Origin of the sequence: Nonomuraea composti (genome assembly GCF_012034275.1) — a bacterium.
Taxonomy (GTDB): Bacteria; Actinomycetota; Actinomycetes; order Streptosporangiales; family Streptosporangiaceae; genus Nonomuraea; species Nonomuraea composti.
Window position 1 is genome coordinate 67,472 of record NZ_JAATEP010000028.1, and the last position, 25,772, is coordinate 93,243.

Here is a 25,772-nt window from a genome sequence, read left to right on the forward strand (position 1 = left end):
GGCACCCCCGATACGCCGCTGTATGTCCGCCCACCGTGTGCCCGGCGAGTCAGGTGACCGGTGATCCTGCCCGTCTGCCACCCGACCGTCTTAGGGGCGGTCAGGCGGTCGGCCGGTAAGCGTCAGCCTGGGCATGCGCGTGCCATGAACGGGTGAGGGGGTTGTCAGGTGAGGCCGATGGTGAAGAGGAGGGCGGCGCTGAGCAGGACGGCTATGGCGGTTGCGAAGTGGATGCCGAAAGCGGTCGCCTTGGTGCCTCCGTGCCGTAGGACGATCAGCGTGTCTCCCAGCGGGGCCAGGGCGGCGGCCAGCATGAACCAGGCTTCGGCTGTGGGGCCGGCGAAGGCCAGGAGGGCCAGGCCGATCACTCCGAACGTGAAGTCGCGCAGGCCCTTGATCGTCAGGTAGGCGGCGTCGCCGTGCTCCTTGGCGGGGACGCCGTAGCCGGCGGCGGCGGGGTGGGGGGTGAGCAAGAAGCGGGCGCCGATGAAAAGGATCATCAGGTTGAGGGCGATGGCTAGGCCGTAGGCAAGGTAGGTGACCATGTTCGTTCCTTGAAATGCTAGCGATGCTAGGAATTGGAGCGATGCTAGCACTAGCGATGATAGAAGTTCTAGCGGTGCTAGATTTGGAGGCGTGACGATGCAGACGCGGCGTGAGCGGGTTCGGGCCGAGCGGGAGAAGCTGATCGTTTCTGCGGCCAGGGAGCTGGCCGAGGCTGAGGGGTGGGAGGCGGTGACGACTCGGCGGCTTGCCGAGCGGGTCGAGTACAGCCAGCCGGTGCTCTACAGCCATTTCAAGGGCAAGGGGGCGATCATGACCGCTGTGGCGGTCGAAGGGTTCGCCAGCATGGCTGAGGAGTTGCGGGCTGCGCGTACGGAGGCGGTCGACGCGGCTGGGGCGCTGGAAGCCGTTGCGCGGGCGTATACCGCCTTCGCTGGATGGCGGCCGGCGCTCTACGACGCGATGTTCCACCACCAGGTGGATCTGCCGTTCGGTGATCCCGAGGCGCCGCCTGCGCTCTGGGCGGCGTTCAACGAGCTGGCCGCTGCTGTTCGGCCGTACGCGGAGAGCGAGGATGAGCTGGGGGCGCTGGCCGAGACGTTCTGGGCTGCGTTGCATGGCCTGACGACGTTGATGCGTCAGGGCAGGCTTCCGAATGATGGTCACGAGCGTCGGCTTGCGCTCCTGCTGTCCCGATTCACCGGGGTGTGACGCGCCGCCCGCGCCTGTTAGCTCTGTGCTTCTTTCTGTCGTCCGTTGCTTCGTCTCGGTGTGGGGTGAGGAGGCGAGAGAGGGCGTGACGGGTGTGGTTGCGGGCTTGCTGTCCTGCTCTCCTGCTGTCCTGCTTCGTCTCGGGCTTCGGGCCTCGGGCTTCGGGCCCCGGATTGCGGGCTTCGGGCTTCGGGCTTCGGGCTTTGGGCCCCGGATTGCGGGCCTCGGGCTGCGGCCGCGGGTCTTGGGTCTCGGACGGGAGGAGGGAGGGGTCGTGATGGTCATGGCCGTTGGGTTGGGCTTTTGCCGGGCCGCTTTCGTCCGGGGTGGGGTGGTCGGGAGGGCATGATCGATATACCTTCGGGCGAAACCGGTTCTCCTTCGAAGGAGCGCATGTCGTGCGATTACGGTTTCTCGCCGCGTTGGCGGCAGCGACCCTGGCCCTCCTCCTGCCCGCTTTCCCCGCCACCGCCGCAGCTCAGGACGAGCTGCTTGAACGGCTCAAGGCCATCCCCGGCCTGACCGTGGTGTCGGAGGCGCAGCCGGCCGGCTATCGGTTCTTCGTCCTGTCCTATACGCAGCCTGCTGATCACCGGCATCCCGGCCGGGACGTCTTTCAGCAGCGCCTCACTCTGCTCCACCGTTCGGAGCAGGCACCTGTCGTGCTCGCTACCAGCGGGTACGGGTTGCCGGTGAACCCGGTGGCCTCGCGTACCGAACCGACCAGGCTGCTCGACGGCAACCAGGTCTCCGTCGAGCACCGCTTCTTCCGCTCCTCCCGGCCGTCGCCCGCCGACTGGGATGACCTGACGATCTGGCAGGAAGCCACCGATGAGCACCGCATCGTTCAGGCGCTCGAGACGATCTACTCGGGGAAGTGGATCCAGACGGGGGTGAGCAAGGGCGGGATGACCTCGGTCTACCACCGTCGCTTCTACCCGGGTGACGTGGATGGCGTGGTCGCCTACGTTGCGCCCGACGATCCGGTCAACCCGCAGGATCTCGCCTACGACCGGTTCTTCGCCAGGGTCGGTACCCCGGCTTGCCGCGCGGCGCTGGAGAACGTGCAGCGGGAGGCGTTGCAGCGGCGCGAGCGGATGGTGGCGCTGCTGGAGGCGGACGCGGCGCGCAACGGGTACACGTTCGGGCGGACGCTGGGCAGCGCCGACCGGTCGTTCGAGATGACGGTGCTCGACACGGCGTGGGCGTTCTGGCAGTACCTCGGCGTGGCCGACTGCCCGTCCGTGCCGCCCGTGACGGCGACCGACGAGGAGCTGTACGCCTGGATCGACAACGTCGCCTCCTTCGCCTTCTACACCGATCAGGGCATGGAGTACTACACGCCGTACTACTACCAGGCGGCCACCCAGCTCGGCTGGCCCGATCTCGCCTTCCGGCACCTGCGCGGGCTGACCCGCTACCGTGGCCTGTACCAGCCCAACTCCGTTCTGCCGGCCGAGCTGCGGTCCCGGCATGATCCGTGGCCGATGCTGGACGTGGACCACTGGGTGCGTACGCGCTCGGAACGCATGATGTTCGTCTACGGCGAGAACGATCCGTGGAGTGCCGAGCGGTTCACCCCGAGCAGGCGTGACTCCTACCTGTACGTCGCGCCGGGCGCGAACCACGGGGCGTCCATCGCGCTGCTGTCCGAGGCGGAACGGGCGGAGGCGACGGCCACGCTGCTCCGATGGGCGGACCTGTCCACGGCCCGGCAGCGGCTCCCGGAAGCGGCGCCTCTTCCGGATGATCCGATGCTTCCCGACCGTCACACCCGCTGACCGTCTCGCTCGGTTGACCGTCTCGCCCGCTGACCGTCTCGCCTCCTGACGTCGTACGTGGTGCGCGTTCGTCGGACGCCACGCGGGCTGCGTCGGCGGAAACGGCGCGGGGAGCAGGGAAGAGGGAAGGAGGTGGGCGAGCAGGGCGATGGCGTTCCGGGGCACTTGCCCATGCGAACGTCGCGCCCTGCCGCGCCCGCGCGCCGCGCGACGGCGTCCCGTCCTTGAGATCAGGACAGGACGGTGGCCGCCGCGCCCCAAGCCTTCAGCCGTTCCCGGACCTCCTCCCGCACCGGCAACGCCAGCGCCTCCTCGTACGCCCGCTCCAGCAACGCCCCGATCTGCACCCTTTCTCCCGTTTCGGCCGATCGGACGGCCGCCTCGACCATGGCCAGGCTGCGGAGGTTGCCGTGGATGGTGCCGTCGGGCTCGGAGCCGGTCCGTACGGCGTGCACGAACGCGGCGAGTGCCCCGGCGATCTGCTCGTGCGCGGCCGGAGGCACGTCCTCGGGCCGGTCGCGAGCGCTGGAGGTGACGTGACGCTCGCCGTCCCAGGTGGCGGTGCCGCCGGCGGTGACGGCGCGCCATTCGCCGTTCCAGGACGTGTCCCGGCCCTCCGCGCACCAGCTCCCGGTGAACACGTACCGGGTGCCGTCGGAGAACAGGAAGGTGGCGGTGGCGGACGCGTCCCCCTGGTACCAGCTCCAGGGCGGGTTCCAGCTCTCGCACACGACGGAGACCGGCTCGGCGCGCAGGAGGTAGCGGCTGGCGTCGAAGGCGTGGATGGCCATGTCGACCAGCAGGGGTTGCGGCATCTCGTCGCGGAAGCCGCCGAAGTGGGGGGCGCGGAAGAAGCTCGTGGTGAGCAGGCCGGGGGTGCCGAGCTCCGCGATGCGTTCGCGGAAGGTGGACAGGGCGGCGAAGTAGCGGCGTGACTGGCTGATCATGAGCAGCCGGCTGGCGGCCTCCGAGGCGGCGGCCTGGACGAGTGCTTCGGCCAGGGTCGGGGCGGCGGGTTTCTCGCACAGGACGGGCACGCCGGCGAAGAGCGCCTCGATGTTCACCGGGCTGTGAGCCGCGGGGACGGTGACGTTCACGACCGCGTCGGGCTCGATGGACGCGAGCAGCTCACCGAGCGAGCCGGCCACTTCGATCGAGTCAGAGCCGGAGAGCGACCGGACGGCCGCCTCCGCGCGCGCCACGTCGAGGTCGGCCACGCCGACGAGCTCGACGTCGGAGGAGGCGGCGAGCGTGCGCAGCCACGCCATCCCCATCGCCCCGGCCCCCACCTGGACGACGCGGAGCGGACGCGCACTCACTGGCCGCTCTCCTTGTTGTGCATGGCGCCCCGGTAGCCGTGCCCGTTGAAGAAGTCCCCCATCTCGTACCGGAGCAGGGTGGGCAGCTCGCGCCGCGCGGGGTCGCCGGCCGCCCACTCGACCCCGTTGGCGATGACCTGCAGCACGTCGGGGTGGTGGTAGACGGGGTAGTCCTGGTCGCCGGGGCTGAAGTAGAAGATCTTGCCGTTGCCGCGCCGGAACGTGCACCCGCTGCGGAACACCTCGCCCCCGGTGAAGGAGCTGATGAAGATGAGCTCGTCGGGTGTCGGGATGTCGAACTGCTCCCCGTACATCTCCTGGGCGGGGATCTCGATGGGGTGCGGGATGCCGCGCGCGATGGGGTGGGTGGGGTTGACGGTCCAGATCAGCTCGCGGTCGTTCTGGCTGCGCCAGCGCAGCGTGCAGGTGGTGCCCATCAGCTTGGTGAAGATCTTCGACCAGTGGCCGGAGTGCAGCACCAGCAGCCCCATGCCGGACAGGACGTGCCGGTGCACGCGCTCCACCACCTCGTCGGCCACCTCGCCGTGGGCGGCGTGCCCCCACCATGTCAGCACGTCGGTGGCGGCGAGCACGTCTTCGGTCAGGCCGTGCTCGGGGTCGTCAAGGGTGGCGGTCCGTACGGTCGCCCGCTCGCCGAGCCGCTCCTCGATGCCGCGCCGGATGGCGTTGTGCATGCCGTCGGGGTAGATCTTGGCCACTTCGGGCTCGGCCTGCTCGTGGCGGTTCTCGCCCCACACCAGGACACGGATCGTCATAAGAGTGAATCTCCTTACTTGACGGCGCCGGCGACGGCGCCTGCCGCGATGTAACGCTGCGCGAAGATCAGGAGCAGGGCGGCGGGGATGGAGGCGAGCACCGCCGTGGCCATCACCGTGTCCCAGTCCTGGGTGTTCGCGCTGATGTAGTCGTAGATGCCGAGGGTGATGGGCCGGACTTCCGGTGTGCTGGTCAGGGTGAGGGCGAACAGGAAGTCGCTCCAGGCCGAGAGGAACGTGAACAGGGCGGCGGTGACGATGGCGTTCTTGCTGATCGGCACGACGATCGAGAGGAACGCCCGTAGCTGCCCGGCCCCGTCCACCATGGCGGCCTCGACGAGCGCCCGGGGGATGGAGCCCATGAACGCCCGCATGAGCAGCACCGCGAACGGGATGCCGGCGGCGGTGTTGGCGAGGATCAGGCCGAAGACGTTGTTGATCAGGTAGAGCTGGTTGAACAGGGGGTAGAGCGCGTTCGCGATGACCATGGCGGGGATCATCTGCGTGATCAGCAGCACCAGCACGAACGTGCTCGCGCCGCGCGAGCGGAAGCGGGACAGGCCGTAGGCGGCGGGGGTGGCGACGACCAGGGTGAGCACGACGGTGCCGAGGGCGATGAGCAGGCTGGTGACGAAGTTCTGTCCCTGCTCGGAGATGGCCTTCGCGTAGCCGGACAGGGTGGCGTCGAGCGGGAGCCAGTCCCTGGTGGTGGCGCCGGAGCTGGACTGCAGGCTGCTGTTGACCATCCAGTAGACGGGGAACAGCATCACGGCCAGGAAGAGCACGCCCAGCGCGGTCATCGGCAGCCGCCGCAGGTCGAGGCTGGCGCGGGCGCCTGCCGCGCCCGGGCCGACGGTGAGGTTCATTCGGACGGCTCCCGGCGCGAGAGGTACAGGTAGACGAGGGCGAAGGCGAGCGAGACGACGATGAGGACGTTGCTGATCGCCGCCCCCTCCCCGAAGTTGAACTCGACGAACGACTTGTTGTACGCGTTCGTCGCCAATGTCTGCGTGGAGTTGGCGGGCCCGCCGCCGGTCAGCCCGAGGATGATGTCGACGACCTTGAGCGTGTAGACGACGCCGAGCACGATGACGACGCTGACCACGGGCCGCAGGTTGGGCCAGGTGATGTGGCGGAACGCCGTCCACCCGGTGGCGCCGTCGAGCGAGCCCGCCTCGTACAGCTCCTTGGGCACGGCCTGCAGCCCGCTGTAGAGGATGGCGACGTTGAACGGGATGCCCAGCCAGATGTTGACGCCGATGACGCCGGCCAGCGCGAGCGTGGGGTCGACGAGCCAGGGCACGGCGGGCACGCCGAACAGGCCGAGGAACTGGTTGAGCGCGCCGCTCTCCTGGTCGAGCAGCCATTTCCAGACGGCGCTGGAGGCGATGAGCGGGATGAGCCACGGCAGCAGCAGCATCGAGCGCAGGAACCCGCTGAGCGGGAAGGCGCGCTTGAAGAACAGCGCCAGCGCGAGCCCGATGACGAACTGGAAGGTGATGGACCCGACGGTGAACAGCGCGGTGTTGACCAGCGTGGTGGTGAACAGGTAGCTGGACAGGATAGTGGCGTAGTTGGCCAGGCCGACCCAGGGCGCCTCACTGCTGTAGAACGTCGAGGTGGTGTACTCCTGGAGGCTCATGACGACGTTCTGGACGATCGGGTAGCCGAAGAACATCGCCACGAACACGACGGCGGGCAGGGAGAACAGCCAGGGCGTGGCGCGCCGCAGCAGCCGCGTCCACAGGATCGTGCGGCGCTCGCCGGCCGCGACGGTCAGGCTCAGGTGGGCTGAGGTCATCGCGGTGCTCCTTTACTGCTCGCCCTGCGCCTGGCGCAGGGCCTCGGCGGGAGCGGCCTTGCCCGTGAGGGCGATCTGCACGGCGTTGTAGATCTTGGTGGCCGCCTTGGGCCAGTCGGGGCCGAGCAGCGCGGTGCGGGAGCGCGCGGTCCTGACGGTCGTGACGAACGGGGCGAGCGCGGGGTTCTCCTTGCCGGCCTGCTCGGCGACGTCGGGGTTGGACGGCACGTTCTGCTTGATCCTCGCCGTTTCGAGCTGCTTCTCCGGCGATACGAGACATTTCACGAACTGCCCGGCCTTGGCCATCTTGGCGTGGTTCCCCGTGCGCGGCACCGTGAAGACCTCGCCGCCGAGCGGCGCGACCGTGGTCTGCGACGGGTCCCGCTTGGGGATCGTGAACGCGCCCCAGCGCACCTCCCGCTGCTTCTTGAGCGCGGGCAGCTGCCAGGGCCCGTTGACGACCATCGCCGCCTTGCCCGCGACGAACTGGTCGATCACGTCGTCCTGGCTCCAGATGATCGAGCTCCTGGACATCGACCCGTCGTTCTGCAGATCGACGAGGAAGCGCAGCGCCTGCACGGTCTGGGGTGTCGTGATGTCCCGTTCGGTGCCGCCGTTGCCCCACATGAACGGCAGGAACTGCCAGGTGCCCTCGTACGTGTTGATCGTGCTCATGGCGAAGCCGTAGCGGCTCTGGCCGGTCAGCCGGCGGGCGATCGCGCGCAGCTCGTCCCAGGTGGCGGGCGGGGTGGTGATGCCGGCCTGGTCGAACAGGTCCTTGTTGTAGAAGATGCTCAGCGTGTTCACGCCGGGGGCGAGCCCGTACAGCTTGCCCGCGTACGTGCCGGCCTGCACCACGGCGGGCACCATGCCCTCGCCGGTGAGGCCGTAGTCGGACAGCGGGGAGAGGGCGCCCGACTTGGCGATTTGCTGCACGTCGGGGTTGTCGAGCATGAGCACGTCCGGCAGGGTGCGGGAGGAGCTCTGCTGGAGCACCTTGGGGATCAGCCCGGGGCCCGCGACGTGGCTGATCTCGATGGAGACGCCGATGCTGCTCGCGCACGAGTGGTAGATCGGGTCCTGGGTCTCGTCGTAATAGTCCTGAATGGTCAGCGTGTTCGGGGATTCCGTGCCGGAGGCGGCCGCCCCGGTGCACGCGGTGAGCGTGAGGGGGGCGAGCAGCGCCGCCGCGACAGCCACTTTGGGCGCCTTTCCCTGGCGCTTCTGTGCTGTCTCCATGTGATGACTCCTGTCCCGTTGGAGCGGGTCGCGGAAATCGGCCGTGGAGGGGTGGAGAGCAGGGGAGATGGAGGGAGGGGGCCGGCCCGCACTGATCGATCAAAGCGCTTAACCGGCGTTCGCTTGTTGTGTATGTTGCGCTGATCTGTCTGTGATGTCAACCACAAGTTAAGCGTTTTGCCGAAGGCCGCAGGGATATATAGTCGCAGTGCTCGGTGCTCCCTCAGAAAAGTCTCCCGGCAAAGAGAGCGGGCCGCCATGGTCACGATGCGCGACGTCGCCGCCCGGGCGAACGTCTCCATCGCCACGGTCTCCTTCGTGCTCAACGGCACCAAGCGGGTCGCGCCCGAGACCAGGGCCCGCATCGAGGCCGCCATCGAGGAGCTCAACTACCGGCGCAACGTCGTGGCGCGCGCCCTGGCCAGCTCGCGCACCCGCATCCTCGCCCTGCTCCACCCCGACCTGGAGTCGCGGCCGAACGCCACCGTGATCCAGTTCGCCATGGGCGCCGCGCACGGGGCCCGCGAGCGCGGCTACGACCTGGTGCTGTGGCCGGTCAACGACGACGAGCAGATGTCGCACCTGCTCGCGGGCGGGCTGGTCGACGGGGCGCTGCTCATGGAGGTGCAGATCCGTGACTCCCGGGTCGAGCGGCTGGTGGCCAGCGGCATCCCGTTCGCGCTGATCGGCCGCACCGAGAACGACGACCTGCCGTACGTGGACATCGACTTCGCCACCACGCTCCGCGAGGCGGTCGCCCACCTGCGCTCCTACGGGCACGAGCGCATCGCGCTCGTCACGCAGCGCACGAAGGGCGGTGCGGAGCCGGGCCGGATCATGCGGGTCGAGTCGGCCTACCGCGACGCGATCGCGCCGCTCGGCACGCCGCCCGTGGTCATCCCCGTGGACGGCACGTCGGCCGGCGGGCGGGAGGCCGCCCGCCTGCTGTGCGAGGAGCACCCGGGGTACACGGCCGTCGTCCTCGTCAACGAGGGCGCCTCGGCGGGGTTGGCCAAGGGGCTGCGGTCGGCCGGTCGCGCCATTCCCGGCGACGTGTCGGTGATCTCGGCGTCCACCACGCGGGAGCTGGGCGAGATGATCGAGCCCGAGCTGACCGTCATGGCCGCGCCCGCCGCCGAGCTGGCGAGGCTGGCTGTGGACGCGCTGATCGACCAGCTCGAAGGCGTGCCCGACGCGCCGCCGCACACGCTGATCCCGTGCGCGCTGGTGCCGGGGGAATCCGTGGGGCCCGTTCCCGTTTTGTGACAAATGCCCAGAATGAGGAGACAGTTCCCATTCTCTTCAGTCACTCCATGCTCAACGTTCACCCGAGCGCCCCAAGGTGCCCGGGGGCCGTCCGACCGGCCCCGGAACGTTTGAGAAAGGGACCCCTCTCCCGATGCAGCGCAGATTATGGCAACGGGGACGGCCGGCCACGGCCGTCGCGCTCACCGCACTCCTGGTGAACACCCTGGTGACGGCCGCGTACGCCGACCCGGAGCGCGGCCGGCCGACCCCGTCGCCCACGCCCCCCGCCTCCCCGACCCCGCCGGCCCTCACCCCGGCCGACGGCTCCTACCTCGAAGGCACGGTCAAGGCCGCCGCCGTCCCGGCGACGGCCGGCGACAGCGTCACCAAGCTCGCCGTGGACGACGCCGCGATCGAGGGCGCCACCCGTACGGTGGGCGTCTCCAAGCTCGCCTTCGACGTCGGCTCCAACTCCACCGAAGCCCAGTACCACAGCTACGTGCTGGTCAACGGCGCGTACAAGGTCGAGATCGGCAACTACGTCAGCCAGCGGGCCACCCTCGACATTCCGAACGAGCACCTCGTCAAGGGCGAGAACACCGTCGAGATCGTCGTCGGCGCCATCCAGTCGTCCTGCGGCACCAACTACGACGACTTCGTGCTGTCCGACGTGGGCCTCGAACTGCTCGGCGAGGTCGCCGACGGCGAGGACAACCCGTACACGCTCTCGTTCGGCGACGGGAGCTGCGGCACGAACACGACGCTGCTCAAGCGCGCCACCCTCACGTTCTTCACCCAGTCCGACCCGCAGGGCACCACGGGCCTCGCGGCGGACGTGGACACGACCAAGCTGTCCAACGGCCCGCACGTGCTCAGCGCCACGACCGCGGCGGGCGTCACCGTCAAGCACGACGTGACCGTCAACAACGCCCCCGCCGGGGCGCCGCGGCTGCTGCCCACCGACGGCACGCTGGTCGCGGGCACCAAGGCGGTCTTCGCGACGGTCCCGGCGGGCAGCGCGGGCGGCGTCAAGAAGCTGACTGTGGACGGCGAGGCTCCCGTCACGAAGGCCACCCTCGGCAACGGGGCCGCGATGCTCGCCTTTGACGTCGGCGCGGACGCGCTGGACGACAAGTACAACAACTTCCTGCTCGTCAACGGCAAGCGCATCGACCTCGGTGGCTCGTACGTCAACGGCCGCGCCACCGTCGCCGTGCCGGCCCGCTTCCTGACGCCCGGCGACAACACGATCAAGGTCGTCACCGGGGACTACAAGGAGGCGTGCGGCAACGACCGCGACGACTTCACCCTGTCCGGCCTGGCCCTGACGCTCGACGGCGCCACGGTGACCGGGCAGGGCGTCGAGGCGTCGTACGCGATGGGCGACGGCACCTGCGGCTCCGACACCGCGGCCAGGCGCGAGGTCGAACTGCGCTACACGATCGACGCCCCGGCCGTGCACCTCGTCGAGACGCTCGGCTCGGGCGAGGCGAAGCTCAGCTTCAACGTCGGCAGCAACTCGATCGAGGCCCGCTACCAGAGCTACCTGCTCGTCAACGGCCAGAAGGTCATCGTGGACGGCGACTTCGTCAGCAAGCGCGTCGACCTGACGATCCCGAACGAGTACCTGGTGCCCGGCTGGAACACGATCGACTTCGTGGCCGGCACGTACCCGACGTCCTGCGGGAACAACCGCGACGACTACGCCATCTCCAACATCGCCCTGACGCCGGCGCAGGGCACGGCCACCGGGCAGATGCTGAAGAGCTCGTACAGCATGGGCGACGGCAACTGCGGCGACTCGGTCAACCCGCTCACCGAGATCGACCTGGAGTTCCTGGTGGCCGCCCCGGCGGGCGGCCTGCGCGCCGACCTCGACACCACGGCGATCAAGGACGGCAAGCACACGCTGGCCGCTGAGTCGAGCGGCGGCGAGCGCGCCACCCGTACGCTGATCACCGACAACTCCGCGCCGAAGGTCACCAGGAGCGTCCCGGCGGCGGGCGAGAAGATCAGGGCCACGGTCGTGCTGGACGTCCGGCTGGAGGACGCCTCCGGCGTGGTCACCGGCCCCGAGGTCAAGCTCGACGGGCAGCCCGTCGCGCTCGGCGCCCAGGTCGGGCCGGGCCTGAAGGCGGGCCGGCACACGCTGTCGGTGTCCGGCTCCGACGGGCTCGGCAACGCCGCGACGCGCGAGATCGTGTTCGAGTCGGCCGGCATCCCGGACGTGCCGTCCGAGCTGAGCCCCGCGCTGGGCGCCGTGGACGTCTCCGACCCCGCCACCCTGTCGGCCAAGGTGGCCGAGCCGGACGGCGGCCCGGTCACCGCGACGTTCTCGCAGGCCGAGATCCTCACCCCGAACGAGGTGTACCAGGGCACGGCCACGACGCTGCCGACCACGCTCCAGGTGCCCGGCGAGAAGAAGGTCAGGGCGCGCGGGCTCGAACCGGCCGACGGGCAGACGCTCGACGCGCCGAGCGGCCAGGACCTCGTCTACCAGCGCTTCGACGTCCAGGTGAAGGGGCACGCGGACGACCCGGTGCTGCGCTGGGAGGGCTCGATCGACCCCGAGCGGCTCGCCTCGCTGCGCGTGTGGAACACCAAGGCGAAGGCGTGGGACCTGCTGACCAGCTCCCGCGGCGCCCCCGAGGGGAAGACCGCGCTGACGGCCGTGGTGGACCCGGCCTACATCGACCGGCAGAAGGTGCACGTCATGGTGACGGCCGAGGACCCGTTCGCCGACGACATCGAGCCGGGCGACCCCAACGGCTTCGCCGACCCGTCCACCTACGACTTCTCGATCGTGCACTTCACCGACACCCAGTACATCTCGGAAGGCGCGGTGGAGCAGGAGACGGCCGAGGAGCGCGCGGTGTGGGAGTCCGCCTACGCCGGCATCGTCAACTGGATCAAGGACAACAAGGACCAGCGGAAGATCTCGTACGTCGCCCACACCGGCGACATCGTGGAGAACAACATCCGCAAGCCCGCCGACGAGGCCACGCAGCGGCAGGTGGTCGGCGAGTTCGAGGTCTCCTCCAAGCAGCAGCGCGTGCTGGACGACGCCGGCATCCCGAACGGCGTGATCGCCGGCAACCACGACAACCAGTCGGGCACCGAGGATGGCCCCGGCGCGATCTACAACCAGTACTACGGACCCTCCCGCTACCGGACCGCCGCGCAGGGATGGCAGCACGCCGAGTACGGAGGCCCGTGGAAGGAGGGCGACAACCAGAACCACTACGACCTGTTCTCCGCGGGCGGGCTGGACTTCGTGGTCGTCGGCCTGTCGTACGGGGTGACCCGCGACGAGGCCGAATGGGCCGACTCGGTCTTCAAGAAGTACCCGAACCGCAACGGCATCCTGCTCTCGCACGACTACCTCGTGCCGAGCACGAACCCCGACGGGCGCGGCGCCGGCTTCTCCGCCCCCGACGGCTCGATGCTGTACAAGACGGTCGTCGAGAAGAACCCGAACGTCTTCCTCATCCTCGCCGGCCACGAGCACGGCGTGGGCACCAACGTCAAGCCGAAGGTGGGCCAGGTCGGCAACGGCGTCGTGGAGCTGCTGGCGGACTACCAGTTCTACACGGTCTCGGCCGACCGGCTCGGCCTGACCGAGATCGGCGGCTACAACCCGCAGGACCAGCTCCAGTTCGGCGCGAGCTTCCTGCGCATGCTGCAGTTCGACGTCAAGCGCTCCGAGCTGAGCGTCGACACGTTCTCGCCGCTGCTCAACGAGTTCGGCGCCACCGAGTACGACCCGCTGCGCCGCTACAACGGCCTCGAGGACAACATGGTGCTGCCGGTCGACCTCACCTCGCGTACGACGAGCCTGCAGACCGACTCGCTGGCCATCTACAAGCCGACCCGGGTCATCGGGCGCGACCGGGTGGCCTCCGGCCAGGTCGCCTCGGTGACGTGGGACCGGCTCAAGGACGACACGGCCTACGCCTGGTTCGTCACCGCCCGCTCCGCCGGCGGCGGCGTGACCGCGTCCGAGCCGAGCGTCTTCGTCACCAAGGACGAGCACGGCCGCCCCGGCAGGTGGGACGCCGACTCGCCCATGCACCGCTGGTTCAACCGCTAGATCCACCCGCCGCCCCGGGCCCGGCCCGGGGCGGCATCCCCTCTGGAGACCTGACATGCCGCGCCGGCTGCCTGCCCTCGTCTTACTGTTGCTGGCCGCTCTGCTGCTCCCCGCCCCCGCCGCGGCGCACGACGCCACCACGACCGCCCGCGCCGAGGTCACCGGCACCGGAGCGGACGTGCGGGTCGTGCTGGACCTCGAGTACGACCTGCTGATGAAGTCGGCCTGGCTCTACGCCTCCGCCTACGACGCCAAGGAACGGGCCGAGCAGCTGCGCCAGCTCAAGCTCAACCGCGACGCCGTCGTGGAGTACGTCACGGAGCGCTTCGCCGTCACGTACGACGACCGGCCCTGCGCGCCCACCCTGACCCGCGACGCCGACGTGCGCCCGCGGGACAGGAAGACCTTCGCCGTGCTCACCTTCGCCTTCGCCTGCCAGAGCGGCTCCGGGGGCACGCACGCGATCTCCAGCGCGCTGTTCCCCGACGCCGAGACGTTCGTGCACAGCACGGAGACGCTCGTCCGCTACGACCTCGACGGGAAGCGCGGCTCCGCCGTCCTGGTGGCGGAGTCCCCGACGCTGAAGGTGGGCGAGCGCGCGCGGAGCGACCAGGCCGGCGAGTTCTTCCTGCTCGGCGCCGAGCACCTGCTGACCGGCCTCGACCATGTGCTCTTCCTGCTGGCCCTGCTCATCGGCGCGCGCCGGCTGCGCGACGTCGTCGTCACCGCCACCGCGTTCACCGCCGCGCACAGCATCACGTTCCTGCTGGCGGCGCTGGGCCTGGTGGACGTGCCGGGCGCGATCGTCGAGCCGGTCATCGCCGCCTCCATCATCGTGGTCGCCCTCGCCAACCTGCTCGGCCGCGACGAGGACCGCCTCGGCCGCCGGCGCCTGCCCATCGTCCTCGCCTTCGGGTTGGTGCACGGGCTGGGCTTCGCGGGCGCCCTCGACATCGACCGGAGCGGGTCGTGGGAGCTGCTGCTGTCGCTGCTCAGCTTCAACGCCGGCATCGAGGCCACCCAGCTCGCCCTCATCGCCGTTCTCTTCCCCCTGCTCACCCTGCTCCGCCGGACGCCCTGGGCCCGCTGGGCGATGATCGCCCTATCGGTGCCCATCGTGGGGGTCAGCCTGTACTGGCTGGTCGAGCGCCTTCCGCTGCCGCTCTGACAGTAGGCGGATTTGTCGGGGAATCTCCCGAGGTTAGCGGCGAACACCCCCTCTGTGTTCTGCTGATCCTCGGGGGAGGGGCGTGAGCAGACGGTTGGGCCGGTCCTTGCGGACGCGGCTGGCCCTGTGGGCCAGCATCGCGATGTTGCTGCTGAACGTCGTCGTCAGCGCGTTCGTGTTGTTCGGCATCCGCAACGAGGTGGCCGACATCAGGGCGCGCGAGGTGACGAGCAAGAGCGTGCGCGTGCTGCTCATGGTGAAACGCAACCGGCTGCCCCAAGTGCTGCCGGACCACGGGCTCGACGGCGTGCAGGTCGTGGACCCGCACGGCCGGCCGGTCGCCTGGACGCGGGGGCTGGCCGGGGCGCCGCGGCTGACCACCGAGATCCCGCACCACGACCAGGCGAACGAGGTCGCCAGGCTCTGCGACCTGCCGCGCTTCCCGGGCACGTGCAAGACCGTCGTGGTGCTGGTCGCGTACCAGCCGGAGGGGGAGTGGCTGATCTACGGGGTCGGCCCGGCCGTGCCGTGGTACGTCGCCCCGCAGGTGATCGCGTTCCAGGCCGTCGTGACGGCGGCGCTGGTCGTGCTGACCTGGTTCGGGGTCTCCCGCGTCGTGGCGAGGACGTTGCGGCCGGTCGGCGGCATCACCAAGCGGCTGGCCGAGATCAGCGAGGGCGGCGGCGGGATGCGGGTGCCCGTGCCCGAGACCGACGACGAGATCAGGGCCCTGGCCGAGACGAGCAACCGCACGCTGGAGCGGCTGGAGTCGGCCCTGCAGCGGTTGCAGGAGGCGATGGAGCGGCAGCGCCAGTTCGCCGCGGACGCCTCCCACGACCTGCGCAGCCCCATCACCGCGATGCGCGCCCAGGTCGAGGACGCGCTGCTGCACCCCGAGGACGCCGACTGGCCGGAGACCGGCGCCGAGGTGCTGGCCAGCCTGGAGCGGTTGCAGGCGATCGTGACGGACCTGCTCACGCTGAGCAAGCTCGACGCGGGCGCCCCCGACGAGCGTGAGCCCCTCGACCTGGCGGATCTGGTGACGGCCGAGACCGCCAGGCCGCGCTCCAAGCGGATCGTCACCACGCTCCAGACGGGCGTGGTCGTCAACGGCGACCGGCTGCAGCTGGCCCGCCTGCTGACGAACCTCCTCGACAACGCCGAGCGGCACGCCGAGTCGCAGATCATCGTGACCCTGCGCAGGCAGGGCGACGAGGCCGTGCTGGAGGTCGTCGACGACGGCACGGGCATCGCGCCCGAGCACCGCGAGAAGGTCTTCGAGCGCTTCACCCGCCTCGACGCCTCGCGCAGCCGCGACGCGGGCGGCACCGGCCTCGGCCTGCCGATCGCCCGCGAGATCGCGACGGCGCACCTCGGCACGCTCACCATCGAGGACTCCGACACCGGCGCCCGGTTCGTGCTCAGGCTGCCGGTGCAGGAGGACTGATCGTGCTCAGCGCTGCATCTGGAGGCTGTGGACGGGGTGGTCGCCCTCGGTCTGCAGCCGGTACTCCTCGCCGGACTTGGCGCGGTTGTCGTCGATGACCCGCTCGGAGGGGGCCTTCTCGCCGCCCATCAGCGCCTCTTGCATCTTCTCGAAGCGCTCGTGGGCGTCCTGAACGTAGCCGGTGCCCAGGGTGGTGTAGTCGATCTGGGTGGCGATCAGCTCGCGCAGGTAGGCCTTGTTCGGCTCGAACGTGACCGGCTGCGGCAGCTCCGGCGCGCACACCTGCTCGGGGTCGCGGCCGTCGTGCTTCTTGAACAGCTCGGCGGCCAGCCGCAGGTGCTCCAGCTCCATGTTGAGGTGCAGCTCCCAGATGTTCTTCACCTTGGGGTCGGACTCGGTCTCCATGAACGAGTGGTACAGGTAGCACTCGTTGTACTCGTGGTTGAGCAGCATCTCCCACCAGCTCTCGCCCGGGTCGACCAGCGACTCGTAGTGGGTGACGTGCTCCTCCTCGATGAGGCCGATCTCCTGGTAGAGCTGGCGGGCGATCGGCTCCATGTAGGTGGGGCCGACGTTCATGTAGAAGTTCATGGTCTGCTGCTCGGCCGACATGATCGTCAGGGCGTGCAGCTTGCTGATCGGGGCGGCCGAGCTCTTGTCGTACGGCTCGCGCACGTTGTCGACCGGGTCACGGTGGTGCAGGTACGTGGGCCGGCCCGGCATGACCTCGGTCAGGTTGTCGACGATCTTCTCCGCCTTGCGGTGCTCGATCATCTCGTACAGGTTGGCGTAGCGGTAGAGGTGGTCGAAGTCCTCCAGCACGCCGAACTGGTAGGCCTGCTGCAGGTACGGGTCCGGCTCCATCCGCGCGACCCAGGCGGTCAGGTCGACGGCCACCTGCTCGTAGGCGATCGTGGTCTCCAGCACCGAGGCCAGGCCGGGCAGCAGCCAGTTGACGACCTTCTGCTGCTGGGCCTCGATGTAGCGCACCCGCGCCAGGTGCTGCTTCAGCTCCAGGTCGGGGCAGTGGCGGGCGAGCTGGTGGCTGAACAGGATGGCCTCCACCTCGATCCCGTTCATGGTGATGATCCGGCACCGCGTGTACGGGTCGGCGTGGTCGGGGTCGGTCGGGGTGACGTTCAGCTCCCGCCAGTTGCGCAGTTGCTTGTCCAGCGGGATGCCCCGCTCCTGAAGTGGATTGAAGGTCATGTCGGTGCGTTCCTTCGCGCTCGTCGGCGTGCGACCTGCCCGCCCGCCCTACCCGAGGCTTCCCGGTCGAATCTCTGGACGCTCCCGCTTGAACCTCCGCAGTCGGTAATGAACACACACGGGCCCGGCATGCTGCGGCATGACTGACCTGATGGGGATCGGGGCATGGACTCGGCACCAGGGTTGCGTGATCGGAGGGAGACCCAGATGGACCAGCGGGGCACCGGCGGGAACGTCCGCACCGTCGAGGGGCGGGCGGACGGACACGTCCGCTGCACGCCTCCTGCCGCCGCCGAGCTGTTCGAGATCGCCGTTCTGGACACCACGGGCGACGACGGCGAGGCGCGCTGGCACACGATCGGCTGGGGCGTGGACCGCGGCCACGCCGACAGCATCGCGGAGGCGTACGTGACGCGGCCCCTGTGCCCCTACGCCGAGGCACAGGTGCGGCAGAACGGTCACCTGGTGAACGTGCACCGCCGGCCGGCGTGACCCCCTACGCGGGCTCCTGCGGGTTGACCAGGTCGAGGTCGACGATCGCGCCGAGGGCCTGCTCGATGTGATCGTGCACCGTCACGGCCCGCCCCGCTCCGGTGATCTCCAGCAGGCGGGCCGGCATCGGTTGCAGCCCGGCCAGGTGCACCTCCGCGCCGTGCGCGCGGGCGAGGGTGGCGGCGGCGAGCAGGACGGCCAGACCCGAGCTGTCGAGGAAGGACAGCTCGCTCATGTCGATGACGAGATGCTCGTCGAGCCGCTCGCGGTGCTGGTCGATGTACTCTTCGAGGCGGCCGGACGTCGTGGTGTCCACCTGCCCGGCCACGGCGATGAGCGTGGCGCCAGGGAGACGGCGACAGGTGAGATTCACGGGCACTCCTGGGGCTGGGGGTCTTCGGTTACCGCGGGTACGCCTGTCGTTGCGCACAAACTCTATGCCCGTAGATAGATACAGGAAAGACTTTTCGTCATAGGATCTTCGTGAAAGGTTTTCATCCGGGGCCAGGATCGGAGTCGAAAGGGGCATGAGCGCAACCGACGATCGAACGTCCAGCTGGACCTTCCTCACCCACCACGCCCGCGTGCTCGTGGAGATCGCCAAGGATCCCGACATCAGGCTGCGTGACATCGCCGCCGGCATCGGCATCACCGAGCGCGCCGTCCAGAACATCGTGCGCGACCTGCTCGAAGGCGGCTACGTCACCCGCGACAAGGTCGGCCGCCGCAACCGCTACAGCCTCAACCTCGACCAGCACTTCCGCTACCCGACCGAGGCCGACCTGCCGATCAGGCTGCTGATCGACATGTTCACCCAGCACGACGACCTGCCCCAGATGCGGAAGATCGACGGAGTTCAGTCGCGCTCGTCCATGACGCCGTAGGCGGTCGCCCGGAACAGGAACGAGGCCCACGAGCGGTAGGGCCGCCACGTTTCGGCCAGCTTCCGGTACGCCGACGGCGGCGCGTCCTCCGCCAGCCCGTACGCCTCGCGCAGGATCGCGAACAGCCGCGGCTCGTCCCCGGGGAACGCGTCGGGGGCGCCCGCGCCGCGGATCAGGATCAGGCCCGCCGAGAACGGCCCCACGCCGGGCAGCGCCCGCAGCTCGGCCAGGGCCTCCTCCGGGGCCAGCGAGCGCAGGTGCTCGGTGGTGAGCAGGCCGTCGAGCGCCGCCCTGGCCAGGCCGCGCACCCACTCCTCCTTCTGCACGGGCAGCCCGAGCCCGCCCGCGTCCAGCAGCGAGACGGGCGGCGGGAAGGCGGTGTACGGGTGCCCGTCCACCTCGACCCGCGCGCCGTACCGCTCGGCGATGCGCTGCTTGATCCGGGACGCGATGAGCATCGACGAGCGCTGCACGATCACCGCCCAGCACGCCGCCTCCCACGGGCTCCAGAAGCACACGGGCCGCAGGCCGGGGCGCAGCCGCTGCAGGTCGCCGAGCACCGGGTCGGCCTCGCCCAGCTTGGCGAAGCCGGCGCCGTCCACGTCGAGGGAGAGGATGCGCGCCACCTCGCCCCTGATCGCCGGCCCGGCCGGCCGCGTAGTGGTGACCGCCACCCCGCCCGGCGCGCCCGTCACGCTCACGCCGATCGGCCGCCAGTCGGCCTCCGCGCAGTACGCGAAGCGCAGGCTCCGGCCGTCGGAGGGCAGCGCGCTCGTGGCCGGCCAGTCCTCGACGAACCGCAGTGAGTCGGCGAAGTCGAACGGCCCTTCGGCGGTCAGCGTGAATCCGTGCGTGGTCATGCGCGTATGGTAGGCGGCTCCGGGGACTAGAGGCGGCAGCTGATCTCGATGCCGTCCTCCACCGGGAACGGGACGCTCTCGTAGCCGTTGGCCGGGTCGCGGACGTGGTCGAGGTAGGGGCGGACGCTGTCGAAGGTGCTGTCGTCGGCGGCGACGAGCGTGCCGGGGGCGAGGCGGGGCTCCAGCAGGCGCAGCACGGGCAGGTAGAGGTCCTTCCAGCCGTCGAGCAGCACGAACCCGGCCGGCTCCGACAGGCCGGCGAGCGTCTCGCGGGCGTCGCCCTCCAGGACGGTGATCACGTCGTCCAGGCCGGTCTCGGCGAACGTGCGGCGCGCGGCGGCGATCTTGGCCTTGCTCAGCTCGGTGGTGACGACGCGGCCCGTGCCGTTGTCGCGCACGGCGGAGGCCAGGTAGAGGGTCGAGATGCCGAACGAGGTGCCGAACTCGACCACCGTGGCCGGGCGGGCGGCCCGTACCAGCGTGTAGAGCAGCCGGCCGCCCTCGGGGGAGATCGGCATGTAGATCTCGGCGGCGGCGTCGGCCTGCTCCTGGGCCGTCATCGTGCCGCCGGCGCGCGGGAACGGCCGGGAGTCGTCGCGCTCGGCCTCGGCGAACATGCGGTCGAGCGCCGCCGCCACGCGCGGGTCGGCGAGTGTGCTGGTGTGTGTCATGCCGCCTAGGCTAGACGCAACGTCGCGTCTACGCTAACGATATTCTTCATGACATGGCGGACACGGAGCGGCGGCACCACGGCAACCGGCACGGGCGCAGCGAGGCGGCCCGGCAGGCGGTGCTCCAGGCGGCCGACGACCTGCTGGCCGAGAAGGGCTTCGCGGGCGTCACCATGGAGGGCATCGCGGCCCGCGCCGGGGTCGCCAAGCAGACCGTCTACCGCTGGTGGAGCGGCAAGACGGCGGTGCTCGTCGACGCGCTCGTCGAAGACCTGGCCGAGGACCTGACGCCGCCCGACCACGGCCTGCTCGCCCTCGACCTGCCCGCCTACCTCGCCCAGCTCGCCCACGTGCTGAGCGCCACCGACACCGGGGCCGTGTTCAAGGCGCTCATCGCCCAGGCCCAGCACGACCCCGCCTTCGGGGCCGGCTTCCGCGCCCGCTACCTCGACGAGCAGCGGCGGCGCGACCGCCTGCCGCTGGAGCGGGCGGTCGCGCGGGGGGAGCTGCCCGCCGGGATCGACGTGGCGGCCGAGACCGACCGCCTCGTGGGGCCGCTCTACTACCGGGTGCTCGTCACGGACGAGCCGATCGGGCGCGACTACACCGACCGGCTCGCGCACGACTTCCTCGACCGCGTGCTCCATGAGCGCGGACCCGCGGCGCCGCGCTGAGGTCGCGCGTTCAGCGGGCGTGGGCCCGCAGGGCCCGGCCGAACCAGGTGAGCGCCGGGGTCAGGCTCTCCGGCGGCGGCCAGCCGTTGATCACCGCGAGCAGGCGCAGGTACCGCTCCCTGCGCGGGTCGCAGGCGGCCTCCAGCCGGTCGGCCAGCCCGGCCCGGTCCAGGCCGGAGGCGGCGAGAAGCGCCGCGACGTACGGCTCGGCCGCGGGCCCCGCCGGATCGACGCCGGCGGCAAGGGCTGGGGCGGCCAGGTCACGCGCCAGCGCGGCGGCGTCGGGCCGGATGCCGGGCTCTCTCGCCCGGTCGGCGGCGTGCCGCTCGATCATCCGGCGCAGCGCGGCCCGGAAGTCCGGGTCGCGCGACAGCTCCGCCAGCTCGACCCAGGCTTCGACCTGCTTCGGCGCCGGATCGTCCGGCAGCTCGGGCGTCATCGACACCATCGCCCCCGCGTAGGCGGGATCATGGTCCACACCGCCGAACGTGGCGGCGAGGAAGTCGCCGACCAGGTGGCGCCGGCCGGCTTCCGGCAGCTTGGCGAGCTCGTGCATCAGTTCCATCTCCTCCGGGGTGGAGCCGCGCCTGGCCACCGCCCGCAGCACGGCCTGCCGCAGGCGCAGCGTGCGGATCGAGACCTCCAGGGCCTCGGCGTGCGCCGCCGCGACCTCGGGCAGCGACGACTCGCGCTCCACGACCCGGCGGATCGTGGGCAGGTCGAGCCCGAGGTCGCGCAGCGTGCGCACGAGCTCCAGTCGGGCCGCGGCGGCGAGGTCGTACCGGCGGTAGCCGGCGGGGCTGCGGCTGGTGGGCGGCACGATCCCCGCGTCGGAGTAGAACCTGACGGTCTTGACCGTCAGCCCGGTGCGCCGGGCCAGGTCACCGATCGAGTAGAGCGTGTCCCCGTCCATGGGCCCACTCTGGCGTCTCCCCTTGCTGGAGACTCAAGCGGCGTCGTAGAACGCGCGCGGGTCGCCGGCCAGCGACGCCTTGACGTGCGCGGACCACTCGTCCACCACGACCTCGTACGCGCCGGCCTCGGCCCCGTCGAGCGCCGCCCGCACGACGTCGGCCGGGTCGAGCAGGTCGCCCTCGTAGCCGGCCATCATGTCGGTGGCGGCGGCGCCCAGGTGCACGCCGGTCACCTGCGTGCCCTGGCCGCGCAGCTCCAGGCGCACCCCGTTGGTCAGGCTCCAGGCGGCGGCCTTCGCGGCGGCGTAGGCGTTGGCGCCGTCGTAGGAGAACCAGGACAGCGCGGACAGCACGTTCACGATCGCGCCGCCGCCGCCCGCCGCCAGCACGGGGGCGAAGGCGCGGACCATGCTCAGCGTGCCGTAGAAGTGCGTGTCCATCTCCAGGCGGATCTTGTCCAGGTCGCCCGTGACGAGGTTCGCGTAGGTGGCGATGCCGGCGTTGTTGATCAGCAGGGTCACGTCGCCCGCGGCCGCGGCCGCCGCGGCCACCGAGGCCGGGTCGGTGATGTCGAGCCGCAGCGGCTCCACGCCGGGCAGGTCGACGCGCTCCGGGTTGCGCGCGGTCGCGTACACCTTCTTCGCGCCCCGCTCCAGCAGCTGCTGGGCGAAGTGGCGGCCGAGGCCGCGGTTGGCGCCGGTGACGAGAGCGACGGAGCCGGAGATGTTCATGGTTGTCCTCCGAAGTGAACTGAGTGAGGGGTGTGCGGATACGCTAAAACCTCACGTTGACGTCAGAGGCAAGTGTTGTGAGGAGGGTCACTCATGAGGATCGGCGAGCTGGCCGCCAGGACCGGGGTGAGCGTGCGCGCGCTGCGTTACTACGAGGAGCAGCGGCTGCTCGTCCCGGAGCGCACCCCCAGCGGGCAGCGCGTGTATCCCGAGAACGCGGTGGACCGGGTGCGGATGATCCAGCACCTCTACGCGGCCGGGCTGCCGAGCCGCTCGATCGAGCCGATCATGCCGTGCGTGGCGAGCGGCGAGGTGACGCCCGAGCTGCTGGAGCGGCTGCGGGCCGAGCAGCGGCGCATCGAGGAGCGGATCGACGACCTGGTCAGGACCCGCGACCGGCTCGACTCGATGATCAACGCGGCCTCGGTCTACGAGGGGCGAACCTGCCCCAGGTGAGCCTGTTATGACGATTCCCGCGTAAGGTGCAGAATTCCACCATGGCCGAGACCGCGTTCGTGCTCGGTGGTGGGGGCGTGCTCGGCGCGTACGAGGTGGGCATGCTGCGCGCGCTCGACGAGGCGGGCATCCGCCCCGACCTCGTCGTGGGCACCTCCGTCGGCGCCCTGAACGGGGCCGTCATCGCCGCCGACCCCGCCGAGGCGGTCGCCCGGCTGACCGGTCTGTGGCAGTCCGACGTCGTCCGTACGGCGTTCGCCGGGTCCTGGGTGTCCCGGTTGTCCACGCTCGCCAGGACGGGCACCCATCTGCACCCGGCCAGTCCGCTACGTGCGGTGCTGAGCAGGACCGTCCGGGTTTCGCGCATCGAGGAGCTGGCCGTGCCGTTCCAGTGCGTGGCGGCCTCGGTCGAGCGGGCGGCGGCGCACTGGTTCGTCCGCGGGCCGCTGGTGGACGCGGTGCTGGCGTCGTGCGCGGTGCCCGGGCTGCTGCCGCCGGTCGTGATCGGCGGCGAGCACTTCTACGACGGCGGGCTGGTGCACAGCATCCCCATCGGCCGGGCCGTGCAGCTCGGGGCGAAGCGGGTCTTCGTCCTGCACGTCGGCCGCATCGAGCGCCCGCTGTCGCCGCCGCGGCGGTTCTGGGAGGTGGGCATGGTGGCGTTCGAGATCGCCCGCCGCCACCGGTTCGCCGAGGACCTGGCCACGCTGCCGCCCGGCGTGGAGGTGCACGTGCTGCCGTCGGGCGTGACCGAGCCGCTCTCGCCGCTGCGCTACCGCGACGTGTCGCAGATCTCCGCCTGCATCGAGCGCTCCTACGAGGCGTCACGCGGCTACCTGCGGAACAGGGCAGGATGAAGGGAGACGCTGAAGGGGGCTTCGGTGCTTCCACCTCGGATCCTGCGCAGGCTCGTGCTGGCGCCGCTGGTCATCGTGGTGACCGTGTTCATGGTGCTGACGCTGCCGTTCTGGCTGGTCGTCGCGGCCGCCGCCGCGCTCCGGCTGCCGCCGCCGCAGCGCAGGAGCGCGAGGTTCGTGTGGTTCCTGGTGGTGTGGCTGACGCTGGAGTCGGCCGTGCTGGTGGCCTGCCTGTGGCTGTGGGTGGCGGGCGGGGCCCGGCGGCAGGAGCGCCACTACGAGCTGATCAAGTGGTTCCTGGAGAAGGTCTACACGACCGCCGTGCACATCTTCCAGCTGCGCGTGGACATCGAGAAGCCGGACCTGCCGGACGAGTCGGGGGTCGCCAGGCCGATCATCGTGCTGTCCAGGCACGCGGGCCCCGGCGACTCGTTCCTGCTGATCCACCACCTCCTGGAGCGCTACGAGCGCCGGCCGCGCATCGTCATGAAGGCCGCGCTCCAGTACGACCCCTCGCTCGACGTCGTCATCAACCGGCTGCCGAACGCGTTCGTCCCCCGCAAGTCCGGCCAGACGCTCGTGATCGAGGAGATCCGCCGCCTGGCCGCCACCATGAGCGGCCAGGACGCCCTCGTGATCTTCCCGGAGGGCGGGAACTTCACCCCGCGCCGCCGCCAGAAGGCCATCCATCGCCTGGAGGAGAAGGGGCTGCATGCCGAGGCGGAGCGGGCGCGCGGCATGAACCACCTGCTCCCGCCCCGCCCGAACGGCGCGATCGCGGCCATCGAGGCGTGCCCGTCGGCCGACGTCGTCTTCGTCGCGCACACCGGCCTCGACGACCTGGTCACCCTGCACGACATCTGGCGCTACCTGCCCATCCGCGCACACATCACCGCGAAGTGGTGGCGCGTGCCCGCCGACCACGTCCCGCGCGGCCGGGAGGAGAGGATCCGCTGGCTGTACGACCACTGGGAGCAGATCGACGAGTGGATCACGGCGCAACACGTGGCCGCCAGGAGGGGCTGAACGTGCGGATTCGTCCCGCATGTCAGGCTGTGAGCGTCTAGGTTGATCTCTGAGACGAATCGAAGTGAATGCCACCGGGGAGACATTGATGGGCGACGCGCCCAAGAAGATCGACAGGGCGGCGGAGCTGGCCCGCATCGACACCTCCGTCCCGCACCCGGCTCGCGTGTGGGACTACTGGCTGGGGGGCAAGGACAACTACGCGCCCGACCGCGCGGTCGGTGACGAGATCGTCAAGGTCATGCCGGACCTGCCGGTCAACGCCCGCGCCGAGCGCGAGTTCATCGGCCGCGCCGTCCGATACCTGACCGGCGAGTGCGGCATCGACCAGTTCCTCGACGTGGGCACCGGCATCCCGACCGAGAGCAACACCCACGGCGTGGCCCAGGCGGTCAACCCGGCGGCCCGCATCGTGTACGTCGACAACGACCCCATCGTGCTCGTCCACGCCCGCGCCCTGCTGGTCGGCACCGAGGAGGGCGAGACCGACTACATCGACGCCGACCTGCGCGATCCGGACACCATCCTGCGCGAGGCCAAGCGCACGCTCGACTTCTCCCGTCCGATCGCGCTGATGCTGATGGGCGTGCTGGAGTTCGTCCCCGACGCCGCGCAGGCGCACGCCTCCGTGAGCACGCTGCTCGACGCGCTGCCGTCCGGCAGCTACCTGGCGATCGCGCACAGCCTGCGCAGCCCTTCCATGGAGGAGGCCGCCGCCCGCTGGAACGCCAGCGGCGCGACCCCGCTCGCCCTGCGCACCGAGGAGGAACTGCTGGCCTTCTTCGAGGGCATGAAGCTGGTCGAGCCGGGGCTGGTGTCGCTGCCGAAGTGGCGGCCCGAGCCGGGGACCAGCTTCACCGATCGCGAGGTGTTCCAGTACGGCGTGGTGGGCCGCAAGCCGTAACGCTCGCTGG

The 25,772-nt window shown here is 70.4% G+C and carries 25 protein-coding genes; 13 read left to right on the forward strand and 12 right to left on the reverse strand.

The window, feature by feature from the left end; translation table 11 throughout:
* Window positions 1-164: 164 nt before the first annotated feature.
* Complete coding sequence (locus HCN51_RS33425; protein WP_168015039.1) at window positions 165-545, reverse strand: DUF4267 domain-containing protein; 381 nt, start codon at window positions 543-545, stop codon at window positions 165-167.
* A 97-nt stretch (window positions 546-642) separates the two neighbouring features.
* On the opposite strand from HCN51_RS33425, the gene HCN51_RS33430 reads away from it, so the two are divergent.
* Window positions 643-1,215, forward strand: coding sequence for a TetR/AcrR family transcriptional regulator (locus HCN51_RS33430; protein ID WP_206068189.1), 573 nt, complete (start codon window positions 643-645; stop codon window positions 1,213-1,215).
* Window positions 1,216-1,613: 398 nt separating this feature from the next.
* A complete protein-coding gene (locus tag HCN51_RS33435) occupies window positions 1,614-2,996 on the forward strand; it encodes a S28 family serine protease (protein ID WP_168015042.1) in 1,383 nt (460 codons plus the stop codon).
* Between the two features lie 230 nt (window positions 2,997-3,226).
* Here the strand turns inward: HCN51_RS33435 and HCN51_RS33440 are convergent, their stop codons facing one another.
* From HCN51_RS33440 to HCN51_RS33460, 5 genes are read right to left on the reverse strand one after another with little or no spacing between them, the layout of a single operon-like run.
* On the reverse strand, window positions 3,227-4,315 hold the full coding sequence (locus tag HCN51_RS33440) for a Gfo/Idh/MocA family oxidoreductase (protein WP_206068173.1): 1,089 nt from the start codon (window positions 4,313-4,315) through the stop codon (window positions 3,227-3,229).
* Complete coding sequence (locus tag HCN51_RS33445; protein ID WP_168015044.1) at window positions 4,312-5,091, reverse strand: ThuA domain-containing protein; 780 nt, start codon at window positions 5,089-5,091, stop codon at window positions 4,312-4,314. Before HCN51_RS33445 ends, HCN51_RS33440 begins: the two co-directional genes overlap by 4 nt.
* A gap of 14 nt (window positions 5,092-5,105) precedes the next feature.
* Complete coding sequence (locus HCN51_RS33450; RefSeq protein ID WP_168015046.1) at window positions 5,106-5,957, reverse strand: carbohydrate ABC transporter permease; 852 nt, start codon at window positions 5,955-5,957, stop codon at window positions 5,106-5,108.
* Entirely contained in the window at window positions 5,954-6,892 is a 939-nt protein-coding gene (locus HCN51_RS33455) for a carbohydrate ABC transporter permease (protein ID WP_168015048.1), read from the reverse strand. Before HCN51_RS33455 ends, HCN51_RS33450 begins: the two co-directional genes overlap by 4 nt.
* A 12-nt stretch (window positions 6,893-6,904) precedes the next feature.
* The gene (locus tag HCN51_RS33460) at window positions 6,905-8,131 is read right to left on the reverse strand and encodes a sugar ABC transporter substrate-binding protein (protein WP_168015050.1); all 1,227 of its coding nucleotides are present in this window, start codon (window positions 8,129-8,131) and stop codon (window positions 6,905-6,907) included.
* A 258-nt stretch (window positions 8,132-8,389) separates the two neighbouring features.
* Here HCN51_RS33460 and HCN51_RS33465 point away from each other — a divergent pair, with 258 nt between their 5' ends.
* From HCN51_RS33465 to HCN51_RS33480, 4 genes are all read left to right on the forward strand, one after another.
* Window positions 8,390-9,397: a LacI family DNA-binding transcriptional regulator gene (locus HCN51_RS33465; protein WP_168015052.1), complete on the forward strand. Its 1,008-nt coding sequence runs from the start codon at window positions 8,390-8,392 to the stop codon at window positions 9,395-9,397.
* A 133-nt stretch (window positions 9,398-9,530) separates the two neighbouring features.
* Window positions 9,531-13,469: a metallophosphoesterase gene (locus tag HCN51_RS33470; protein WP_168015054.1), complete on the forward strand. Its 3,939-nt coding sequence runs from the start codon at window positions 9,531-9,533 to the stop codon at window positions 13,467-13,469.
* Between the two features lie 55 nt (window positions 13,470-13,524).
* Complete coding sequence (locus tag HCN51_RS33475) at window positions 13,525-14,637, forward strand: HupE/UreJ family protein (protein WP_168015056.1); 1,113 nt, start codon at window positions 13,525-13,527, stop codon at window positions 14,635-14,637.
* Between the two features lie 82 nt (window positions 14,638-14,719).
* Window positions 14,720-16,084, forward strand: coding sequence for a sensor histidine kinase (locus HCN51_RS33480; protein WP_346433878.1), 1,365 nt, complete (start codon window positions 14,720-14,722; stop codon window positions 16,082-16,084).
* Between the two features lie 6 nt (window positions 16,085-16,090).
* Here HCN51_RS33480 and HCN51_RS33485 read toward each other — a convergent pair whose 3' ends face one another.
* Window positions 16,091-17,293, reverse strand: a complete 1,203-nt coding sequence (locus tag HCN51_RS33485) for a hypothetical protein (RefSeq protein ID WP_168015058.1) — start codon at window positions 17,291-17,293, stop codon at window positions 16,091-16,093.
* A 207-nt stretch (window positions 17,294-17,500) separates the two neighbouring features.
* On the opposite strand from HCN51_RS33485, the gene HCN51_RS33490 reads away from it, so the two are divergent.
* Window positions 17,501-17,785 carry a hypothetical protein gene (locus HCN51_RS33490; RefSeq protein ID WP_168015060.1) on the forward strand — a complete coding sequence of 95 codons (285 nt, stop codon included), beginning with the start codon at window positions 17,501-17,503 and terminating at the stop codon, window positions 17,783-17,785.
* Window positions 17,786-17,789: 4 nt separating this feature from the next.
* Here HCN51_RS33490 and HCN51_RS33495 read toward each other — a convergent pair whose 3' ends face one another.
* Window positions 17,790-18,158: an STAS domain-containing protein gene (locus HCN51_RS33495; RefSeq protein ID WP_168015063.1), complete on the reverse strand. Its 369-nt coding sequence runs from the start codon at window positions 18,156-18,158 to the stop codon at window positions 17,790-17,792.
* Window positions 18,159-18,312: 154 nt separating this feature from the next.
* Here HCN51_RS33495 and HCN51_RS33500 point away from each other — a divergent pair, with 154 nt between their 5' ends.
* Window positions 18,313-18,669, forward strand: coding sequence for a MarR family transcriptional regulator (locus HCN51_RS33500; RefSeq protein WP_168015065.1), 357 nt, complete (start codon window positions 18,313-18,315; stop codon window positions 18,667-18,669).
* On the opposite strand, the gene HCN51_RS33505 is transcribed toward HCN51_RS33500, so the two are convergent.
* Window positions 18,642-19,529: a DNA-3-methyladenine glycosylase family protein gene (locus tag HCN51_RS33505; protein ID WP_168015067.1), complete on the reverse strand. Its 888-nt coding sequence runs from the start codon at window positions 19,527-19,529 to the stop codon at window positions 18,642-18,644. The genes HCN51_RS33500 and HCN51_RS33505 overlap by 28 nt on opposite strands.
* Window positions 19,530-19,555: 26 nt before the next feature.
* Window positions 19,556-20,200 carry an O-methyltransferase gene (locus HCN51_RS33510; protein ID WP_168015069.1) on the reverse strand — a complete coding sequence of 215 codons (645 nt, stop codon included), beginning with the start codon at window positions 20,198-20,200 and terminating at the stop codon, window positions 19,556-19,558.
* Window positions 20,201-20,253: 53 nt separating this feature from the next.
* Here HCN51_RS33510 and HCN51_RS33515 point away from each other — a divergent pair, with 53 nt between their 5' ends.
* The gene (locus tag HCN51_RS33515) at window positions 20,254-20,874 is read left to right on the forward strand and encodes a TetR/AcrR family transcriptional regulator (RefSeq protein WP_168015071.1); all 621 of its coding nucleotides are present in this window, start codon (window positions 20,254-20,256) and stop codon (window positions 20,872-20,874) included.
* 10 nt (window positions 20,875-20,884) lie between these two features.
* Here HCN51_RS33515 and HCN51_RS33520 read toward each other — a convergent pair whose 3' ends face one another.
* Together HCN51_RS33520 and HCN51_RS33525 are read right to left on the reverse strand one after the other, a co-directional pair.
* Window positions 20,885-21,787 (reverse strand): MerR family transcriptional regulator, encoded by a 903-nt coding sequence (locus tag HCN51_RS33520; RefSeq protein WP_168015073.1) that lies wholly within the window; start codon window positions 21,785-21,787, stop codon window positions 20,885-20,887.
* Between the two features lie 33 nt (window positions 21,788-21,820).
* Entirely contained in the window at window positions 21,821-22,519 is a 699-nt protein-coding gene (locus HCN51_RS33525; protein WP_168015075.1) for an SDR family oxidoreductase, read from the reverse strand.
* 93 nt (window positions 22,520-22,612) lie between these two features.
* Here HCN51_RS33525 and HCN51_RS33530 point away from each other — a divergent pair, with 93 nt between their 5' ends.
* The 4 genes from HCN51_RS33530 (at window position 22,613) to HCN51_RS33545 (ending at window position 25,762) form a co-directional block, all read left to right on the forward strand.
* Window positions 22,613-22,975 (forward strand): MerR family transcriptional regulator, encoded by a 363-nt coding sequence (locus HCN51_RS33530; RefSeq protein ID WP_080046030.1) that lies wholly within the window; start codon window positions 22,613-22,615, stop codon window positions 22,973-22,975.
* 41 nt (window positions 22,976-23,016) lie between these two features.
* The gene (locus HCN51_RS33535; protein WP_168015077.1) at window positions 23,017-23,832 is read left to right on the forward strand and encodes a patatin-like phospholipase family protein; all 816 of its coding nucleotides are present in this window, start codon (window positions 23,017-23,019) and stop codon (window positions 23,830-23,832) included.
* Window positions 23,833-23,856: 24 nt separating this feature from the next.
* Window positions 23,857-24,858, forward strand: coding sequence for a 1-acyl-sn-glycerol-3-phosphate acyltransferase (locus HCN51_RS33540; RefSeq protein ID WP_168015079.1), 1,002 nt, complete (start codon window positions 23,857-23,859; stop codon window positions 24,856-24,858).
* Window positions 24,859-24,946: 88 nt separating this feature from the next.
* Window positions 24,947-25,762, forward strand: a complete 816-nt coding sequence (locus HCN51_RS33545; RefSeq protein ID WP_168015081.1) for an SAM-dependent methyltransferase — start codon at window positions 24,947-24,949, stop codon at window positions 25,760-25,762.
* The last annotated feature ends 10 nt before the right edge of the window (window positions 25,763-25,772 follow it).

Bases quoted from the DNA above. Each gene is read 5' to 3' on its own strand.
- HCN51_RS33425 (WP_168015039.1), bottom strand. From the start codon at position 545: ATGGTCACCTACCTTGCCTACGGCCTAGCCATCGCCCTCAACCTGATG.
- HCN51_RS33430 (WP_206068189.1), top strand. From the start codon at position 643: ATGCAGACGCGGCGTGAGCGGGTTCGGGCCGAGCGGGAGAAGCTGATC.
- HCN51_RS33445 (WP_168015044.1), bottom strand. From the start codon at position 5,091: ATGACGATCCGTGTCCTGGTGTGGGGCGAGAACCGCCACGAGCAGGCC.
- HCN51_RS33450 (WP_168015046.1), bottom strand. From the start codon at position 5,957: ATGAACCTCACCGTCGGCCCGGGCGCGGCAGGCGCCCGCGCCAGCCTC.
- HCN51_RS33455 (WP_168015048.1), bottom strand. From the start codon at position 6,892: ATGACCTCAGCCCACCTGAGCCTGACCGTCGCGGCCGGCGAGCGCCGC.
- HCN51_RS33460 (WP_168015050.1), bottom strand. From the start codon at position 8,131: ATGGAGACAGCACAGAAGCGCCAGGGAAAGGCGCCCAAAGTGGCTGTC.
- HCN51_RS33465 (WP_168015052.1), top strand. From the start codon at position 8,390: ATGGTCACGATGCGCGACGTCGCCGCCCGGGCGAACGTCTCCATCGCC.
- HCN51_RS33470 (WP_168015054.1), top strand. From the start codon at position 9,531: ATGCAGCGCAGATTATGGCAACGGGGACGGCCGGCCACGGCCGTCGCG.
- HCN51_RS33475 (WP_168015056.1), top strand. From the start codon at position 13,525: ATGCCGCGCCGGCTGCCTGCCCTCGTCTTACTGTTGCTGGCCGCTCTG.
- HCN51_RS33485 (WP_168015058.1), bottom strand. From the start codon at position 17,293: ATGACCTTCAATCCACTTCAGGAGCGGGGCATCCCGCTGGACAAGCAA.
- HCN51_RS33490 (WP_168015060.1), top strand. From the start codon at position 17,501: ATGGACCAGCGGGGCACCGGCGGGAACGTCCGCACCGTCGAGGGGCGG.
- HCN51_RS33500 (WP_168015065.1), top strand. From the start codon at position 18,313: ATGAGCGCAACCGACGATCGAACGTCCAGCTGGACCTTCCTCACCCAC.
- HCN51_RS33505 (WP_168015067.1), bottom strand. From the start codon at position 19,529: ATGACCACGCACGGATTCACGCTGACCGCCGAAGGGCCGTTCGACTTC.
- HCN51_RS33510 (WP_168015069.1), bottom strand. From the start codon at position 20,200: ATGACACACACCAGCACACTCGCCGACCCGCGCGTGGCGGCGGCGCTC.
- HCN51_RS33515 (WP_168015071.1), top strand. From the start codon at position 20,254: ATGGCGGACACGGAGCGGCGGCACCACGGCAACCGGCACGGGCGCAGC.
- HCN51_RS33520 (WP_168015073.1), bottom strand. From the start codon at position 21,787: ATGGACGGGGACACGCTCTACTCGATCGGTGACCTGGCCCGGCGCACC.
- HCN51_RS33525 (WP_168015075.1), bottom strand. From the start codon at position 22,519: ATGAACATCTCCGGCTCCGTCGCTCTCGTCACCGGCGCCAACCGCGGC.
- HCN51_RS33530 (WP_080046030.1), top strand. From the start codon at position 22,613: ATGAGGATCGGCGAGCTGGCCGCCAGGACCGGGGTGAGCGTGCGCGCG.
- HCN51_RS33535 (WP_168015077.1), top strand. From the start codon at position 23,017: ATGGCCGAGACCGCGTTCGTGCTCGGTGGTGGGGGCGTGCTCGGCGCG.
- HCN51_RS33545 (WP_168015081.1), top strand. From the start codon at position 24,947: ATGGGCGACGCGCCCAAGAAGATCGACAGGGCGGCGGAGCTGGCCCGC.